Below are 17327 nucleotides of genomic sequence, written 5' to 3' on the forward strand. Positions count from 1 at the left end.
GTTTTTTTAGTATTTCTCTTTACTTTAGTGATTTTAAAGGAAATATCTGTGCTAATAACATAAAATTAAACGCATAAATATTCTCACATTAAAAACATTTAGTCTAAAATTATTGTTTTTAAACGGTATAAATATCGTAAATTATTTTTAAATAATGGTTAAGAGAAAGGATAAATTATACACTTTATCGATGAAATGATACTTTGATATATCATTTTAATTGTTTTTGTAGTATTTTAAATACATTTTAATTGTATTGCACCAATGAAAATATGCAGTACTTTTTAAATAAAAATATTGCATATTCCATTTAAGAATAGACCACTATTGAAATTTTAAAATAAGAATTAATAAAAACTAATCATTAATTTTCAATTTTAACCATAGACATTTTACCATTATACGGCTCACTTCCTTTAAGTTTTAATGCCATATTAGCTTCTTCAATACTATTGTATTTTTCATAGAAAATATAGTATTTACTAGTATTAACGTCATAGAAGAAATTGATATTAGATTGACCAGCAGCTACTGCCTTTCTTAAGAATTCATCTCTTTTCTCTACATCATTATGCACAGCAATTACCATATAATAACCACTTTCAACATTTTTAACGTCTTTAACAATTTGAATATTACTTTGCTCTTCTCCAAAATCAAAATCTTCTGTCTTTAATGCAACTGTACTAGCAGGTGTATTTTGTTTAATGGCATTAAGCACTGCTCGGTCTTTTGTATATCTAGCTTCTTCATTATCATATGCAGCACGTTTAATTCTTCGCTTTCTCTCAATTTCTGTCGCAATTTTAATTTCTTCTAATTCTGAAACCAAACTAGCTTTTGCACGTATAGCATCTTTTTGGGCTTTCTTGATTATTTCTATCTCATTAAGATAAATCATAGCTATAGAGTCTTCCTCTTCCGTATTATTTTTAAGCCTTTCTTTATATAAATCCTCTAATTGACTTATTTTTAAGTTTTGCGATTTTATAACATCATCAATTTGGATTTTTAAAGTCTCTAATTCTGCATTTTCTGCTGTTACACTTTTAAATGGTTTAGGCTCTGTGAAAATACCTTGCTCACTTAAATCATTTTCTTCTTTTAAGTCTTTAAGATCTTTTTGTCTACTAGCAACTGTTTCTCTTAATTTTATCAACAACGCTTGTTGCTCTATTTTAGAGTCTGTTGCTAATTTTGTTAGATTACTCATCTCTATACTATTCGCATCAGTAGGTTTAGAAATTAAAACACCTTCTAATTCTTCTGTTCTAATTCTTTCTTCCTCATCTGCTTTTGCTTTGGCATCGGCAATGGCTTTCAACCTTGCTTCTTCTTCAGCTTTTGCCTTAGCCTCTTGTTCTAATTTAATTCTGGCTTCTTCATCCACTTTTGCTTTTGCATCTGCAATGGCTTTCAATCTTGCCTCTTCGTCTGCTTTCGCTTTTGCTTCCTGTGCTAATTTGATTCTAGCTGCTTCATCTGCTTTCGCTTTTGCATCGGCAATGGCTTTCAATCTTGCTTCTTCATCTGCTTTGGCCTTAGCTTCTTGCGCTAATTTAATTCTGGCTGCCTCATTTGCTTTTATTTTTGCATCGGCAATAGCTTTCAATCTTGCTTCTTCTTCAGCTTTAGCTTTAGCTTCTTGTTCTAATTTAATTCTCGCTGCTTCATCTGTTTTTGCTTTTTCGTCGGCAATAGCTTTCAATCTTGCTTCTTCTTCAGCTTTTGCCTTAGCTTCTTGTTCTAATTTAATTTTTTCTGCTTCAACTGTATTTGCTTCTACAGCCAACTTAGCTTTAGCTTCTTCTTCAGCTTTTGCCTTAGCTTGAGCTTTTGCAATTCTGTTGGCTCTAAAATCTGCATCTGTCTTACCTGTACTACTTCTTTTAGCAACAGATCGCCTTCCTTTTTTAGCAGGGGTAATTAAAGCACCTTCAACATCATCATCACTATAATTGTATTTATAATTCTTTTTGAATTTATATGCTAAAGTCATTTCATGAGAACTTCCAAAAGAAGATAAATCTCCAATTGCTTTTTCATAATTATATTCTAAAGAAATCTGATTTGTTAAATTGAATCCTATTCCGCCAGACGCTCCATAAAGCGAATTATACATAGCTTGGGCCCACATGCCTTTAGGAATTGTAAGCATCAAAATTCCTGAGTAAACTGTTTTATCTTTTTTGAATTCTGATCTAATTAATGTTGAGAATCGACTCTGATCGAAAAAACCACCATTATTTATATAGCCAGTGTACATAATATGAGCCTGAATACTTTGTTCAGGATTTTCTTCTATCATCTTATTTGTTTTAAGATTATAAGAAACAATATTATTTAACGACAAACCAAAGTCAAAAAAAGTGGTACCATAATTAATACCTGGATTTACAGTAAGAATCGAGTTTGATGGAATATTATCTAAAGATGGATCTGGGAAATTAGTTACTACATTACCTTCGTTTATTCCGCTTTTATAAAAGCCCAAATTCATACCAAAAGTCAAATTGCTGTCTCTATCCAGAACAGCATTATATGCAAAATTCAGTACGCCTCCAAAAGTGGTCAATACTCCATAATCTTGTTGAAACAATCCTAAACCAGCGCCTACATTTTCACTAAATCTACCTGAATAACTAAATAGATAGGTTTGCGGAGCATTTTCAAATTGAACCCATTCTCTTTTATTAGTAAAACTAATGTATTTATTTTGCTCTCTTACAAAGCTAAATGTAGGGTTAATGGCATATTTATTAAATTTTAAAGAGTTTCTTACGGGCAAATTAAAAGCAACAACCCCGTCTTCTTGAGAATAGATCCATTGTGTTAAAAATAGAAATAAGATGATATGTGAGAGAGAGATTTTCATTTTATTTTACAACAGTTATAGATCCTTTTCTTGTTTTATTATTTTGAGTGGTAATTACATAATAATAAACTGGGTTTACATCCTTAAACTTTATTTCATTTTCAGGCCAATTATTCTGATAATCGTTTGTTTTAAGCACAATTTCTCCTTGAGAACTTATTATAATCACTTCTGTATTAGTACCTGTTACGTATTCTTGAGGAATAACCCAAGTATCATTAATACCATCCCCATTCGGACTTATTAAATTAGGTATGTTGGCTACATCTGGGTAAGGTTCAGTTATTGTAAAAAGAAATTCGTTTGAAGTTATACAACCAGAAGTTTGATTTACAACCACTTTATAACTTCCTGTTTGTGTTACTTCATAACTATTACTGGTTGTGCTTGTTATTAACGCATCATTTAAATACCATTCAAACTCCGGATTAATAGCATCTGTTGTTACTGTGGCTACTATTGTTTCGCCAGGCAATAATATATTATTGTCAGAAACATCAATACTACTATTAAAACCATTTGTTTCAAGATCAATAGTTGCATTAGTTACACAATCTCCTAAATCAATAATTACTGTATAATTAGCCGCTTCATCCGTTACATACATTTGACCTGTTGCTCCAGAAATGGCAACGCCATCTTTATACCATTGATAACTATTACCATTAATTGTACTTAATGTTGTAGCTCCTTCACTTGAACAGTAAGGATTACCAAGACTAGAATTAATAGTTGATGTACTTGATGTGGTTGCTTCACTTATTGTAACACGATTTGAAAAAGAATTTGATGTACAAGTACCATAATTTGTTTCAACAAAATAGGTGCCAGGTTGAGTAACAGATAGACTCGAACCTGATGCTACAAACACATAAGTTGTTGGACTCGTTTCTTTATACCAATTAAATGTTAAAGAAGGATATTGCAATGGAGAATCATTTGTTCCATTACCAGGATTATCTATAGTTAAAAGATAGCTTCCACCAGCACAATACACTCCGGTAGAAATTAAATTGTTTATAGAAAAAGGCTCATCTTGTATTTTATAATATGCTGGAAAGGCAATAGAATTAGAACTGGCAGCTATTGGTGCAGTACTTTTAACTCTTAATTTGTATGCTTCCCCACCTGTAGTAGTTGGTAAAGAAAAACTTAACGTAGCAGGCGATGTCGTTACAGCCCCTTGTGCAGATGTATAAACTACTGTTGCATTTGAAAAACTTCCAGAATTATCAGAAAGTTCAACAATAAATTGATTTGTTGGACCAAATGATGATTCAGGAGAGAAAGAAAAAGTGACATTATAAGTATTAAATGATTCACTTGCACAAGCCTGACTAAAACCAATGCTAGGCGGTCCAATAACTTGAGCATTTAGCTTCTGAGTTAAAGAAATAGCTACTAAAAAAAAAATATAAATAATAATTTTTTTCATTTAAATAATTTCATTTAATAAATAAGCCCTCTCTGTTGTATTTATTTTCTAACCTATTATTTCTTTAGAATTGATATTTTATTACAAATAATCCTATGAGAAAGTTATTCTCTTGACAAATCATTCGTTGCTATTATTTTATTAATTCGCAATCTAAAATCTGGTCTTTTTGCATTTTTGAAATCAATAAAGGTCTCAGAGTTTTTTCCTTTTGAATACACATTAAAAAAAGCAGTATTCCCATACCAATTCTCTAAATCTTCATTATTGGAATTGTTTTCAATAAAAATGTTGCCATTGCAATTATTGAAATACATATCACTAAACTTTATTTTTTCTAAATTCTCTTGATTAACAACAATTTTATTTTCAAATATTACAGCTGGATTGAAACCAGAAATCACACTTTTATTCATATCCAACAAGGCATTTTCTCCAACAAAAACAGCTTCTTTCACTAAACCCATATTAATATCAGAATCCAAATTATCACTATCATTAACTAAAGTTAAATTGGTTGCAATAACGGATGAACCCTTTTTAGTTAAATCAACTTCTTCTCTTTTATCGTATGAATTAACTTGTAAACATCTTGCTCCCTTATTACTTGAAACATAAGGCGACCTAATCGCTAATGAATTAGATATTTTACACTGTACACCATAATTAAATTTAAAGTCATCACTACTTGATTTATAAGAAACTGCCTTATTCAAATTAACCTCACCTCCTATCACTTCAAAAGAATTTCCTGCAGAGTAGCTTATCATTATATTTTCAAATATGGTTTCATTTCCAACACTTGCCAATAATAAACCATTAAAATAGCCTACATTTTTAAGTCTTTTACCTGCATATTCAATTCTTACATATCTCAAAATTCCAGAATTACTATTTAAATTTTCGCCACCATAGTTTGTATTACCATATGAAGCAGAATTGAGCTGTGTATAATAAGATGCCACAGAACCATTTCCGAATTTGTTTGTTGGAGCATCACCCAGTATTATTAAACCTCCCCAGTCGCCAGACTTTTTAACACTTCTATTTGAAGTAAAAACAATAGGATCTGTTTCTAAACCATCAGCAATAATTTTAGATCCTCGACAAATAGTTAGAGACGCCTTAGATTCATAATCTCCAATGATAACTGTTCCTGGTTCAATTGTTAGGGTTGCATTATTGGTTACAAACACACTTCCTAATAACAGATACACATTTCTCTTAATCAATTTTGTGTCAGCAGTTATATTACCGTTTAAAATTTCAGTAGCTTCACCATAATCAACCTGATTAGGATTAAACTCTGTCCAATTAGTTAGCCAGTTATTCCTACCCACTATTCCTTTTTCTTGTTGCGCATAAGCACTTCCAAAAATTAAAAGAATTACCCATATTAGTCTACTGAAGGTTTTCATGATGAAAAAATTAAATATTAATATTCTGTCATTTATTATACAAACATAATAAAAAAAATCTATTAAATGCAAATTTAATCGGTAAAATGCATCTTTTTTTAATTTAAGGAATTTTTTTGTAGAATATTTCAACATTTATGTCGATAAAAATTAATCAATATGATAAAATCGTTAATTAATTTCTAAAAAAGTTTTAAATGAATTTGAATGTTCAATAAAATGCTATTTATAAATTATTGAAAGAGAACCATATAAAGCAGAAACTATACCCGAAGATTTAATAAGAAGAAAAAATGCTGATCAATAATTGTTAACAACACAATCTATATAAAATAAAAAAGCTCTATTTAAAACCAATGTCTTAAATAGAGCTTTTTTTTAAGTTGAATTTTATAATTAATGAAATTCACTATACTCGTGAAGCGATTTTAATGTTTCTTCATAAAATAAAATAGCTGCTATCAATTTGCTAGTATCAGAATAGGGCAGCATTGTTTGCTGAAATTCTGTTGACTTTTTAAGATACTCCTGTGTTGCATCAAATTCATCATCTAACATATTCCTATTATCTTTATTATCAGGAATCCCTAAAGAAGTCATTGTTACACCTGGCTTAGTTGCAAAGGCTATATAAGGTAAAGTTTTTATAAGTACTTCAATTCGCTCAATATATAAACCTAACAATTCCCCTTTTTGCATACGCTCTAATTCTTCTTTATCATGATATTTGGTTATAGAAACCTTATCACTAATAATACTTTTAGGTTCATTCTTTTTTTGAGCAAAACCAATATTTACCATTAACAAAAAAACCAAACTGAAAAAAATAATTTTTCTATTCATATCTATATGTAATAAATTAACAAAACAAATTTATGTAATTAATCGTTAAAAACAATCATTTTATCGAATTTATTTAACAAAAAAAATGATTTTTAAATATATGTAATACTAATCCTACTTAATATGCTATACCCTTCCAGAATAAAAAAGCATTTTATAAAAATATAATTCAGGTGTCATTCAAAAATAAAAAATAGGGGTACTTTTGTTTTATAATTTATTTTATGCAATTTTTTGAATCTCACATAATAGTAAATCCTGATGATTTAGATGAATTAAATCATGTCAATAATGTTAGATATGTACAATGGGTTCAGGAAGTTGCCAAAGAGCATTGGCTGCATCGTGCTTCAACAGACATGCTTAAAAATTATTATTGGGTGATGATAAACCATTGTATTGAATATAAAAATTCGGCGTTTTTAAATGATGCCATCCAACTTAAAACCTATATCAAAAGCTCTAAAGGACCTATTTCAAATCGTATTGTAGAAATTACCAATAGTCAAAACGGTCAGCTTTTAGCAAAATCTGAAACTAAATGGTGTTTAATTAATGCCCAAACCAATAAACCCGTTAGAATTACATCAGAAATAACAGATTTATTCTAAGAATCCATCATAAAAAATAATCATTATTAAAAGGTAACTTTTATATTTGTTTAATGAAATACACAATAACCCATTACGTAAAGCAAAGAAATGTTTAGTTGTGTTATTTCATTTGAGCTCTAAATCAATAATTTTGAACTGATGAAACGCATTTTATATTACATTCTTACTTTTTCAATTTTATTACTTTGGAGTTCTTGCAGAAAAGATTTTCAGTTTTCAGCAAGCACAGGAAACCTTCAATTTTCAAAAGACACCGTTTATCTTGATACCGTTTTCACCAATATAGGTTCCAGTACTTATAACTTAAAAGTGTACAACAGAAGTAATGAAGATATATTAATTCCAACTGTTAGATTAGGTTTAGGGGAAGCTTCAGCCTACCGATTAAATGTTGATGGTATGCCTGGTAAAACTTTTGAAAACGTTCAAATTCTTGCCAAAGACAGTTTATATATTTTCATAGAAACAACAGTTGATATTGCTAACGTCTCAAATGCCAATCAGTATTTATACACAGACCAAATTGAGTTTGATGCCGGCAGTAATCTTCAAAAAGTAGAACTGGTTACATTAATTCAAGATGCTGTGTTTATTTATCCAAACAGAGATAATACTACAAAAGTTATAGAAACCTTAACCTTAAATATTGATGGAGAACAAGTGGAAACCGATATTCAAGGAAGAGAATTATTACCTGAAGAACTAACCTTTACCAACGAAAAACCTTATGTCATTTATGGGTATGCAGCGGTTCCAAATAGTGAAACCTTAACCATTGATGCTGGCGCACGTTTACATTTTCATAATAATTCCGGACTTTTGGTTACAGATGGTGCATCTATAAATATAAATGGTGCATTTAGTACCGACCAGGATTTATTAGAAAATGAAGTCATTTTGGAAGGCGACCGTTTAGAACCCAGTTTTTCTGATACTCCAGGACAATGGAGTGCTATTTGGCTTTTAGATGGAAGTATTAATAACTCCATTAATTACACTACTATAAAAAATGCCACAGTTGGTATTTTGTGCGATGGTAATCCCAATGAAATCTCAAATAAACTTAACGTTGCCAATACCCAAATATATAATTCAAGTGCCTTTGGAATTCTGGGAAGAAACACCTCAATTGCTGGTGAAAATGTGGTGATTAACAATTCAGGGCAGTCATCATTTGCAGGAACAATTGGTGGTAAATATAATTTTACACATTGCACCATTGCCAATTACTGGAATAATGGTTTCAGGCAATTTCCATCGGTATTGTTAAACAATTTTATTGTTGATGCCGATAACACGGCGATTCTTACTGATTTAACCGAAGCCAATTTTAATAATTGCATTATTTACGGCAATGATAACCCCGAGATTTTACTGGATGAAATTCAGGATGATGCCGTGGCTTTCAATTTTAAATTCACAAACTGTTTAATACGTTTTGATAATAGCAGTAATACCTTTACTGGTGCCAATTATGATTTTAATGATACCACGCATTATGAAAGTGTTATTTTTAATCAAGACCCAGATTTTAAAGATACTGAATCAAACCAATTAATGATTGGCGATAATTCTGCGGCTAATAACCAAGGGAACACCATATTTTCAAACCAGGTGCCATTTGATATTTTAAACGTAAACAGAGCAACCACACCAGATTTGGGAGCTTACCAACACATCACCTTTCCAGAGGATAATTAAGACTTTTACAAGAAACAAAACAATATCTCGAAGGTTTGAAAAATACTCACAACTGCGTATAGCCTTTATAAGCTGAAAACCCTAACTTCGTTTAACTGCAGATATAAACAATAAAAAAGTTCATATCATCGCATTAGGCAACATTTGAAATAAACATTATGGGAAAACAACCAACAAGACCAAATCCGACTCCTAAACCGAGTAAGCCACAACCTACTCCAAAACATATTCCTTTAAAAAGAGATTCTCCACCTCCCGACAGAAAAGGAAGTCCAAGACCTCCTAAAAAGTAAAAAGGAAATAGTACATTATTAAAATTAAACCGACAAACATTAATCCCATACTTACATAATTAAATTTATCTGTAAGATTTGAGAATTTTTCTGCTTTTCGGTCAAACTCCTTTATTTCAGCTTTTTCTTTTTCATTTATTTTGTCTCCTGCATCAATTTCAGCTTGACACATTAGAAAATCTTCTTTATTTGCTTTATATCCGAAAAGTTGAGATATAAAGTTTATAATAATTCCGAATAAAAACAAACCTCCCGAAATTCTGACCAACAAACTTATATCTTGACTTTTATCGGACAAGTATTTAATCGTTTCCAAACAAACATAAATTCCAGCTCCACAAATAGAAACTATTAAAAGGTCAATTCTCTGAATACTATAAAACATTCCTTCCCAAGAAAGTTTTTGTCTGTCTTTTGCTTTACTCATTTTGATATTATTTTTCATCGTAATTTAGTTAATTTCTGACAAATAAAAACTTTGCCTAACACCATATAAAAATAATTGCTGTTTTTAGGCTTAACCAAAGGGCGTTGCTGTTTTTCTACATCTGATTTTCCTGCGGAAAATCCTCGCACGCAAAACCTCAACTATTGTTATACATAAACGTTTAGCTAATCTTGTTTTTTACGTTATGATACTCTTTGGGTTAAATTTTAAATTATGGTATTTGTGAATACTTTCTATTAGCAACTCATCCTTTTTAAAACAAAATAGAAAGCGATATTGAAAATTCGTATAAGTAATTAAAAACCCTTAAGAAAAAAATGATTAGGAAAAGATGAAATCAAAAGCTATCTAAGGAGTTAAAGTAGCTAATGCATTTTTAGCAAGATTAGTTTTTGAATTTGTCTTACTAAAAACATCAGTTACTATTTTATAAATGTCTGGTATTACTGTTTTTGCTAGTTTAGAATTACTATTTAAAAGAACACAAATACCCAAATCGGAGTCAGGATATACTGCAATTTCATTTCTGTAACTATTAACACTTCCACCATGATGCAACATGGTTTTTTCCTCATTATTTTCTAAAAATTTATGAATTCTCCACCCAAATCCATAATAAGAACTTACATGCCCTGGCCAATGTTGATAGTATTTGTTGTTTTCCTTAATTTCTATAAATGGGTTAAAAGCTTCCTGTAAAGCAGATTTGTTTATTATTTCAGGATGATGTCCTAATAATAACTCCATCCATTTAGCCATATCAATTGCACTGGCGTTGATACCTCCAGCTGCAATGGCATTGTAATAATTATGGTTAAGTTTTAAAGGCCTCCAACTATTACGGCTTTTAGAATGTGGCAAAGCAACATTTTTTGTGTCTTGTAAAGTTTGATAATCCATTGAAACAGTATTCATTTCTAAAGGTTTAAAAAACCTATTATTCAACAATGTACTAATATCTTGATGCGTTGTTTTTTGCATGATCTCGCCACTAAGTGCAAACATAGCATTCTGATAGCTATACATCTTACCTGGCTTACTGATAGGAGCAATCGATTTAAATCGTGTGGCAATTTCAGTTAATGCTAATCCAGCTTCAACAAGATTGGTGTAACTATGGTAAGGTGCTCCCGAAGTTTGCGATAAAATAGTAGCAAGTGTAATTTGATTGGTATTCGTGCTGTCTCCTAATTGAAAATTTGGGATAAAATCGCTCACCTTATCATTCCAATCCAATAAACCTTCGCTTTTTAATTTAGCCGCCAAAACTCCTGCAAACCCTTTTGATATAGATCCTAGTCTAAATACGGTTTCCTTGTTAACTTTATCATTAAGTTTAATATTTCTTTTACCAAACCCTTCAGAAATTACGATAGAATCACCTTTAACAATACTTACTCCAGCACCTACAATATCTCCTGAAGCTATGGCACTTTTAAAATATGCAACAAGAGCCTCATTTAATTCTTCCTTTTGTGCTTCATATATTTTAATCTCATTTTGATTGACTTGAATTTTATCAATTTTGTTAGTAGAAATAACTACTGCTTTGTCTGGAGCAATAACAGATCTAACAACACTTAATGTGATCAAAAAGAAAGTAAAAATTAAAAAAGCAGGTTTTTTGAATATTTTGAATATATACATAAGCAAAATGCCATTTAGGTTTGGGTTCGATACCACGAATATAGGACGAAATACTTATATAATCGATGAAAAGCCTATTTTTTTTTAAACTATAACATTTATTTGCCTTTTAATAAAGAATATGCTTACAATTAATTGTATATGATAGGTATTCCCTTTTAGTAATAACTAGCAAATTGTTAATATCAAAAAAAAATCCTGCATAAAGCAGGATCCCTTTGTCGTCTTTATATAAATACTATGCAAACAATGGTTTACCTTTCATCATCTTATTAACTTTAACTTTCACAGCTTCTAAAACCGCTTCATCTTCAAAATTAGCAATCACTTCATCAATCAAGTCTACAATAGCAGCCATATCATTTTCTTTTAAACCTCTGGTTGTTACTGCAGCAGTACCCACACGAATTCCTGATGTTACAAATGGTGATTTATCATCAAAAGGCACCATATTTTTATTTACGGTAATATCTGCCTTTACCAAAGCTTGTTCGGCATCTTTACCAGAAATATTTTTGTTGCGTAAATCGATCAACATCATATGGTTATCGGTTCCACCAGAAATGATGTTATACCCTTTACTTACCAAAGCTTTTGCCATAGCATCAGCATTTTTCTTTACTTGTAAAATATAGTGCAAAAACTCATCGGTTAATGCTTCACCAAAAGCAATAGCTTTAGCTGCAATAATGTGTTCTAATGGTCCACCTTGATTTCCAGGAAATACTGCAGAATCCAATAATGCTGACATTTTTTTCAAACTGCCATTTTTTAGAGTCTGTCCAAATGGGTTATCAAAATCTTGTCCCATCATAATCATTCCACCACGTGGTCCACGCAACGTTTTGTGTGTAGTAGTAGTCACAATATGGCAATGTGGTAATGGATCGTTTAAAATACCTTTAGCAATTAAACCTGCAGGATGTGAAATATCTGCCATTAAAATAGCACCAACGCTATCAGCAATTTCTCTGAAACGCTTAAAATCAATATCACGAGAATAAGCAGATGCGCCAGCAATAATTAATTTTGGCTGCTCTTTTGCAGCAATTTCTTGTATTTTATCATAGTTTAAAACACCAGTCTCCTGCTCTACTCCATAAAATACCGGATTGTAAAGTTTACCAGAAAAATTTACCGGAGATCCGTGAGTTAAATGTCCGCCATGAGATAAATCAAATCCTAAAATTTTATCACCAGGTGTTAAACAAGCATGATACACAGCAGTGTTAGCCTGACTTCCAGAATGTGGTTGTACATTCACATATTCTGCATTAAACAAAGTTTTTGCTCTGTCAATGGCAATTTGCTCAACCTCATCTACTACTTCACAACCACCATAATAACGCTTTCCTGGGTATCCTTCAGCATATTTGTTTGTTAACACAGAACCCGCTGCTTCCATTACTTGGTTGCTCACAAAATTCTCAGATGCAATAAGTTCAATACCATGTAATTGGCGTTCTTTTTCAGCTTGAATAAGTTCAAAAATTTGTTCGTCGCGTTGCATAAAATTAATTTCTAGTTAAATAATTCGGCAAAAATAACAAATAGATTAGTTAAATTCCCTAAAAAACATATATTTACTTATAAGTTCTTAACCGTTTTATCAACGATTAAAATAAACTTAAAATTTAAGCCTTTTATTCCATTAAAATGAAAAAAATGTGTAGGTTTGAATAGAATTTAATAATAATAAACTAAAAAACGTCATGCCAATATCAGCTAATAATCCAGATAGAAAGTCGTGGTTACATGTGGATAAAAACTCTGATTTTCCTATACAGAATATTCCTTTTGGAGTTTTTCTTACCCGTGATGACATCATTACTATTGGAAGCCGTATTGGTGATACAGCGATAGATCTTGGTGCCTTACATCAACTGGGGTATTTTGATGGGATTCCTTTAACCGATGATATTTTTCTTCAAGATACTTTAAATGATTTTATTGCTGATGGGAGAAAAACCTGGAGAGCTGTTAGAAACAGAATAGCAGATATTTTTGATTCAGAAAACCCAATTCTTAAAAACAATAAACAACATAAGGAAATTGTTCTTTTCAGATTGGACGAAATTGAGATGCAATTACCTGTTCAAATTGGAGATTACACCGATTTTTATTCAAGTATTGAGCATGCCACTAATGTAGGAAGCATGTTTAGAGACCCAAATAATGCCCTGCTTCCTAACTGGCTTCATATTCCAGTAGGTTATCACGGAAGAAGTTCATCCATCATTCCTTCAGGAATTCCTATACACAGACCTCAAGGACAAACCTTTGCTGAAGGCGCTCAAGAGCCAACATTTGGTCCTTCAAAATTGGTGGATTTTGAATTGGAAATGGCTTTTATTACAACAGATGCCAATGATTTAGGGGAACCAATTCCAGTTAATGAAGCTGAAGAATATATTTTTGGATTGGTTTTGTTTAACGATTGGAGCGCCAGAGATATTCAAAAATGGGAATACATTCCATTGGGTCCCTTTTTATCTAAAAACTTTGCCTCGTCTATTTCACCTTGGATAGTAACTTTAGATGCTTTAGAACCATTTAGAGTTGAAGGACCAAAACCTATAAAGCCTCAATTACCTTATTTACAATATAAAGGCAAAAAAAGTTTTGACATTAGTTTAGAAGTAGCTATTCAACCCAAAGGTGCTAAAGAAACCATTGTTTCAAAAACCAATTTAAAATATATGTATTGGAACATGTCTCAGCAACTGGCGCATCATACCGTTAACGGTTGCCCCGTAAATTCTGGCGACATGATGGGAAGTGGTACTATTTCTGGACCAACACCAGATTCGTATGGATCCATGCTTGAATTAACATGGCGCGGTGAAAAGCCTATCAAAATGAAAGATGGAACAGAACGAAAGTTTATCAACGATAATGATACGGTTATAATGCGTGGGCATTGTGAAAAAGATGGAACAAGAATAGGTTTTGGTGAAGTTTCTACCAAATTATTACCTGTTTATACAAAGAAATAATTTAATTTTGTATTTAAATAAAAAACCCTCAAATGAATAATTTGGGGGTTCTTTTTTATTTTTTGGCATTAAAATTGAATTTTAGAAGTAAAACCCAAAATATAAGCATATGAAAAAACTACTACTTATAGCAACTATTTTTACAACATTATTAGCATGCAGTACTAGAAAGCAAGTCGAAAAGTCAATAAATTCTGGTAATTATGATAAAGCCATTTCTGATGCTTTAGACAAACTTGAAACCAATAAAAGCAAAAAGAGTAAAGAAGACTATATTTTAATGCTTCATGATGCCTATTATAAAGCAGTTGATAGAGATTTAAACAATATTAAATTTTTAAAAAAAGATAATAACCCTGAATATCATCAAAAAATTTATGAGACTTATATAAGCTTAAATTCAAGGCAGGAGTCCATTAAACCGTTTATGCCATTACAGATAAATAGTAAAACTGTTAATTTCAAATTCAATGATTATGGTGATGATATTTTAGATACCCGAAATAAAACCTCAGATTATTTATATGAAAAAGGTATCGCTTTAATAGATTCAGATTCTAAAGCTACAATTAGAGAAGCTTACAACACCTTTAGTTACATAGAATCAATTAACCCAAATTATGAAAAAACCAGAGAATTTATTGAAGAAGCTCATTTTAGAGGCACAAATTATGTAATTGTTAATATAGAAAATCAAACAAATCAAATCATTCCTAGCAGATTGGAAGACGATTTGTTGAATTTTAATACTTATGGATTAAATCAATTTTGGACAGTTTATCATGCTTCTCAAGACCCAAATTTAGAGTATGATTATGCTATGACCTTACAATTAAAACGTATTAATATTTCACCAGAACAAATCAAAGAAAGAGAAATATTAAGAGAGCGAGATATTGTTGATGGTTGGAAGTATAAGCTAGATGGCAAAGGTAATGTTATGAAAGACAGCTTAGGTAATGATATCAAAATAGATAAAATTATAAGGGTAAAAGCTAGATTTTCAGAATTCACACAATTAAAATCAACTCAGGTTATAGGCAGCGTTGTTTATGTAGATTTAAAATCAAATCAATTAGTTGACACGTTTTCAATTGATAGTGAATTTGTTTTCAACAATATTTATGCTGCTTTTAGAGGCGATAAAAGAGCCCTTACAAAAGAAGATTTGAATTTATTGAATAATAGAAGAATTCCATTTCCAACAAATGAGCAAATGGTTTATGATACTGGTGAGGATTTAAAACTAAAACTTAAAAAGATTATAAACTCTTATCGACCTAGAAACTAAAAAATTTATTTGTTTCTAATTTTTGAAACTTAATATTTTTCAGGAACAAAGGTTTGGTAATTCATTGGCGGACGCACATAGGCTTTGTAGTCAGGCAAATCTGGCAATTTAATAGGATTCAAATCCATTTTATCATAAGGTATCTGGCTCAAAACATGGCTAATGCAATTTAAGCGAGCCTTTTTCTTATTATCTGCATTTACAACAAACCAAGGCACTTGTTTAGTATCTGTATGTGCAAACATATTGTCTTTAGCTTTTGAGTACTCTAACCACCTGGAACGCGATTCTAAATCCATCGGGCTAAATTTCCAACGTTTTAATGGATTGCTTATCCTGTTTTTGAAACGTTTTTCCTGTTCTTCATCGCTTACAGAAAACCAGTATTTTAAAACAATAGTTCCAGACCTTACTAACATTCGTTCAAATTCCGGGCATGAACGTAAAAACTCATGATACTCGTCTTCAGTACAAAAACCCATAACCTTTTCTACTCCTGCCCTGTTGTACCAACTTCTATCAAAAAGCACTATCTCTCCTGCTGCTGGCAAATAAGGAACATATCGTTGAAAATACCATTGTGTTTTTTCCCTTTCAGTTGGCATGCCCAACGCTACAACTTTACATACACGAGGATTTAGTGGCTCTGTAAAACGTTTTATTGTTCCACCTTTACCAGAAGCATCTCTGCCTTCAAAAATGATTACTACTTTTAATCCTTGCTTTTTTACCCATTCTTGTAAATGAACCAGTTCTTCATGCAATTTGATTAGCTCTTTTTCATAATCAAATGGATTGTTTTTCGATGCGTCTTTATTTGGTGCTTTCATTCGCACAAGTTAATAAAAAACCTTAAAAAAGTTACAATTAAATATCTTCCTTATTTAAGTAATCTCCTGAAACTATTCTTTTTAAATGATTGGTAGGCTGATTATAAGTATAAACCCAAGCTTTTAAGATTTCTCCAGAATTTAGATATGCATCAATGAGATCTCTTTTATATTCATTGGGATATTCTGAATTATCGCCAATTCCTTCATAATCATCTAAAATTTTGAAGGTCTTTTCGTTTTCAGGAATTTTAAAAACATGCCCAAAAACCTTTTCTGCTGAATCAGAACTCAAAATTGCTGCTGGATACCAAGAAACTTCAAATAGTTGACCATAAAAATAACCTGCTCCAATGAAATCGGAATTTCTCTCTAAAAATTTCGACATATAACTGTCAAAATCTTTTAGCAAGGTTCCATAAACAAATAGGTAATCTGAATTCATTTGAGCAACAAATTAAAGATATCCTTTTAAGTCTAAATCATTTATAGCACCATGACTTTTATTAGCTACAGCTGTACCATTTTTTATTACCAATAATTGTGGTGATTCGTGATAAACATGAAATGTTTGGGCTATTTCATTTGAAATAGCTCTGTACTCTATTAAATCTAAATAATATAAATCAAAATCTTTTTCGGTAAAATCATAGTCTTTCAAAAACTGATTCTTCACCATTCTGCTAACTCCACAACGCGTTGAATGCTTAAATATCAATTGAGTTTTTAATAATGATTTTTCTTTAATGTCACCTAATTGACTCAACGATGTTAATATGTTCCAAGGTAATTCTTTTTCATCTTTATTTTCAGAGGAACTGTTAAATAGCTTGTTAAGTAATCCCATATTTTGTAATTTAATGTGATTTAAGTCGTATTAATTTTCAAATCTTACATCTGACTAAAAGTCTTATTTTTAGCAACTTCATCTGACTT

General features: G+C 31.0%; 15 protein-coding genes. 5 read left to right on the forward strand and 10 right to left on the reverse strand.

What is annotated here, in order from left to right:
• Window positions 1-364: 364 nt before the first annotated feature.
• The 4 genes from V8G69_RS12135 to V8G69_RS12150 all read right to left on the reverse strand — a co-directional run bounded on the left by V8G69_RS12135 (window position 365) and on the right by V8G69_RS12150 (window position 6571).
• Window positions 365-2875: a PorP/SprF family type IX secretion system membrane protein gene (locus V8G69_RS12135; protein WP_394882251.1), complete on the reverse strand. Its 2511-nt coding sequence runs from the start codon at window positions 2873-2875 to the stop codon at window positions 365-367.
• Between the two features lies 1 nt (window position 2876).
• Window positions 2877-4310: a gliding motility-associated C-terminal domain-containing protein gene (locus tag V8G69_RS12140; protein WP_394882252.1), complete on the reverse strand. Its 1434-nt coding sequence runs from the start codon at window positions 4308-4310 to the stop codon at window positions 2877-2879.
• A 104-nt stretch (window positions 4311-4414) separates the two neighbouring features.
• Window positions 4415-5728, reverse strand: a complete 1314-nt coding sequence (locus tag V8G69_RS12145) for a hypothetical protein (RefSeq protein ID WP_394882254.1) — start codon at window positions 5726-5728, stop codon at window positions 4415-4417.
• Window positions 5729-6124: 396 nt separating this feature from the next.
• Window positions 6125-6571 (reverse strand): hypothetical protein, encoded by a 447-nt coding sequence (locus V8G69_RS12150; protein ID WP_394882256.1) that lies wholly within the window; start codon window positions 6569-6571, stop codon window positions 6125-6127.
• 224 nt (window positions 6572-6795) lie between these two features.
• Between V8G69_RS12150 and V8G69_RS12155 the strand changes: the two genes are divergently transcribed.
• From V8G69_RS12155 to V8G69_RS12165, 3 genes are all read left to right on the forward strand, one after another.
• Window positions 6796-7182, forward strand: a complete 387-nt coding sequence (locus tag V8G69_RS12155; protein WP_394882258.1) for an acyl-CoA thioesterase — start codon at window positions 6796-6798, stop codon at window positions 7180-7182.
• Between the two features lie 141 nt (window positions 7183-7323).
• Window positions 7324-8886: a hypothetical protein gene (locus V8G69_RS12160; protein ID WP_394882260.1), complete on the forward strand. Its 1563-nt coding sequence runs from the start codon at window positions 7324-7326 to the stop codon at window positions 8884-8886.
• A 158-nt stretch (window positions 8887-9044) separates the two neighbouring features.
• Window positions 9045-9179 carry a hypothetical protein gene (locus V8G69_RS12165; protein WP_394882262.1) on the forward strand — a complete coding sequence of 45 codons (135 nt, stop codon included), beginning with the start codon at window positions 9045-9047 and terminating at the stop codon, window positions 9177-9179.
• On the opposite strand, the gene V8G69_RS12170 is transcribed toward V8G69_RS12165, so the two are convergent.
• From V8G69_RS12170 to glyA, 3 genes are all read right to left on the reverse strand, one after another.
• Window positions 9169-9606 carry a hypothetical protein gene (locus V8G69_RS12170; protein ID WP_394882264.1) on the reverse strand — a complete coding sequence of 146 codons (438 nt, stop codon included), beginning with the start codon at window positions 9604-9606 and terminating at the stop codon, window positions 9169-9171. The genes V8G69_RS12165 and V8G69_RS12170 overlap by 11 nt on opposite strands.
• A 369-nt stretch (window positions 9607-9975) precedes the next feature.
• On the reverse strand, window positions 9976-11274 hold the full coding sequence (locus tag V8G69_RS12175) for a serine hydrolase domain-containing protein (RefSeq protein ID WP_394882266.1): 1299 nt from the start codon (window positions 11272-11274) through the stop codon (window positions 9976-9978).
• Between the two features lie 238 nt (window positions 11275-11512).
• Entirely contained in the window at window positions 11513-12784 is a 1272-nt protein-coding gene (gene glyA / locus V8G69_RS12180) for a serine hydroxymethyltransferase (RefSeq protein WP_394882268.1), read from the reverse strand.
• A 202-nt stretch (window positions 12785-12986) separates the two neighbouring features.
• Here glyA and fahA point away from each other — a divergent pair, with 202 nt between their 5' ends.
• Window positions 12987-14270 carry a fumarylacetoacetase gene (gene fahA, locus V8G69_RS12185; RefSeq protein ID WP_394882270.1) on the forward strand — a complete coding sequence of 428 codons (1284 nt, stop codon included), beginning with the start codon at window positions 12987-12989 and terminating at the stop codon, window positions 14268-14270.
• A gap of 109 nt (window positions 14271-14379) precedes the next feature.
• Window positions 14380-15561 carry a hypothetical protein gene (locus V8G69_RS12190; RefSeq protein WP_394882271.1) on the forward strand — a complete coding sequence of 394 codons (1182 nt, stop codon included), beginning with the start codon at window positions 14380-14382 and terminating at the stop codon, window positions 15559-15561.
• Window positions 15562-15590: 29 nt separating this feature from the next.
• Here the strand turns inward: V8G69_RS12190 and ppk2 are convergent, their stop codons facing one another.
• From ppk2 to ytxJ, 3 genes are read right to left on the reverse strand one after another with little or no spacing between them, the layout of a single operon-like run.
• Window positions 15591-16391, reverse strand: coding sequence for a polyphosphate kinase 2 (gene ppk2 / locus V8G69_RS12195; protein WP_394882272.1), 801 nt, complete (start codon window positions 16389-16391; stop codon window positions 15591-15593).
• Between the two features lie 37 nt (window positions 16392-16428).
• Window positions 16429-16836: a gamma-glutamylcyclotransferase gene (locus tag V8G69_RS12200; RefSeq protein ID WP_394882273.1), complete on the reverse strand. Its 408-nt coding sequence runs from the start codon at window positions 16834-16836 to the stop codon at window positions 16429-16431.
• 12 nt (window positions 16837-16848) lie between these two features.
• Window positions 16849-17238 carry a bacillithiol system redox-active protein YtxJ gene (gene ytxJ / locus V8G69_RS12205; protein ID WP_394882274.1) on the reverse strand — a complete coding sequence of 130 codons (390 nt, stop codon included), beginning with the start codon at window positions 17236-17238 and terminating at the stop codon, window positions 16849-16851.
• Window positions 17239-17327: the final 89 nt, after the last annotated feature.

It is taken from the genome of Gaetbulibacter sp. M235, assembly GCF_043876835.1.
Taxonomy (GTDB): domain Bacteria; phylum Bacteroidota; class Bacteroidia; order Flavobacteriales; family Flavobacteriaceae; genus Yeosuana.

What these genes read in the sequence shown, in the direction of transcription:
- V8G69_RS12135 (WP_394882251.1), bottom strand. Translation starts at nt 2,875, where the DNA reads ATGAAAATCTCTCTCTCACATATCATCTTATTTCTATTTTTAACACAA.
- V8G69_RS12140 (WP_394882252.1), bottom strand. Translation starts at nt 4,310, where the DNA reads ATGAAAAAAATTATTATTTATATTTTTTTTTTAGTAGCTATTTCTTTA.
- V8G69_RS12145 (WP_394882254.1), bottom strand. Translation starts at nt 5,728, where the DNA reads ATGAAAACCTTCAGTAGACTAATATGGGTAATTCTTTTAATTTTTGGA.
- V8G69_RS12150 (WP_394882256.1), bottom strand. Translation starts at nt 6,571, where the DNA reads ATGAATAGAAAAATTATTTTTTTCAGTTTGGTTTTTTTGTTAATGGTA.
- V8G69_RS12155 (WP_394882258.1), top strand. Translation starts at nt 6,796, where the DNA reads ATGCAATTTTTTGAATCTCACATAATAGTAAATCCTGATGATTTAGAT.
- V8G69_RS12160 (WP_394882260.1), top strand. Translation starts at nt 7,324, where the DNA reads ATGAAACGCATTTTATATTACATTCTTACTTTTTCAATTTTATTACTT.
- V8G69_RS12165 (WP_394882262.1), top strand. Translation starts at nt 9,045, where the DNA reads ATGGGAAAACAACCAACAAGACCAAATCCGACTCCTAAACCGAGTAAG.
- V8G69_RS12170 (WP_394882264.1), bottom strand. Translation starts at nt 9,606, where the DNA reads ATGAGTAAAGCAAAAGACAGACAAAAACTTTCTTGGGAAGGAATGTTT.
- V8G69_RS12175 (WP_394882266.1), bottom strand. Translation starts at nt 11,274, where the DNA reads ATGTATATATTCAAAATATTCAAAAAACCTGCTTTTTTAATTTTTACT.
- glyA (WP_394882268.1), bottom strand. Translation starts at nt 12,784, where the DNA reads ATGCAACGCGACGAACAAATTTTTGAACTTATTCAAGCTGAAAAAGAA.
- fahA (WP_394882270.1), top strand. Translation starts at nt 12,987, where the DNA reads ATGCCAATATCAGCTAATAATCCAGATAGAAAGTCGTGGTTACATGTG.
- V8G69_RS12190 (WP_394882271.1), top strand. Translation starts at nt 14,380, where the DNA reads ATGAAAAAACTACTACTTATAGCAACTATTTTTACAACATTATTAGCA.
- ppk2 (WP_394882272.1), bottom strand. Translation starts at nt 16,391, where the DNA reads ATGAAAGCACCAAATAAAGACGCATCGAAAAACAATCCATTTGATTAT.
- V8G69_RS12200 (WP_394882273.1), bottom strand. Translation starts at nt 16,836, where the DNA reads ATGAATTCAGATTACCTATTTGTTTATGGAACCTTGCTAAAAGATTTT.
- ytxJ (WP_394882274.1), bottom strand. Translation starts at nt 17,238, where the DNA reads ATGGGATTACTTAACAAGCTATTTAACAGTTCCTCTGAAAATAAAGAT.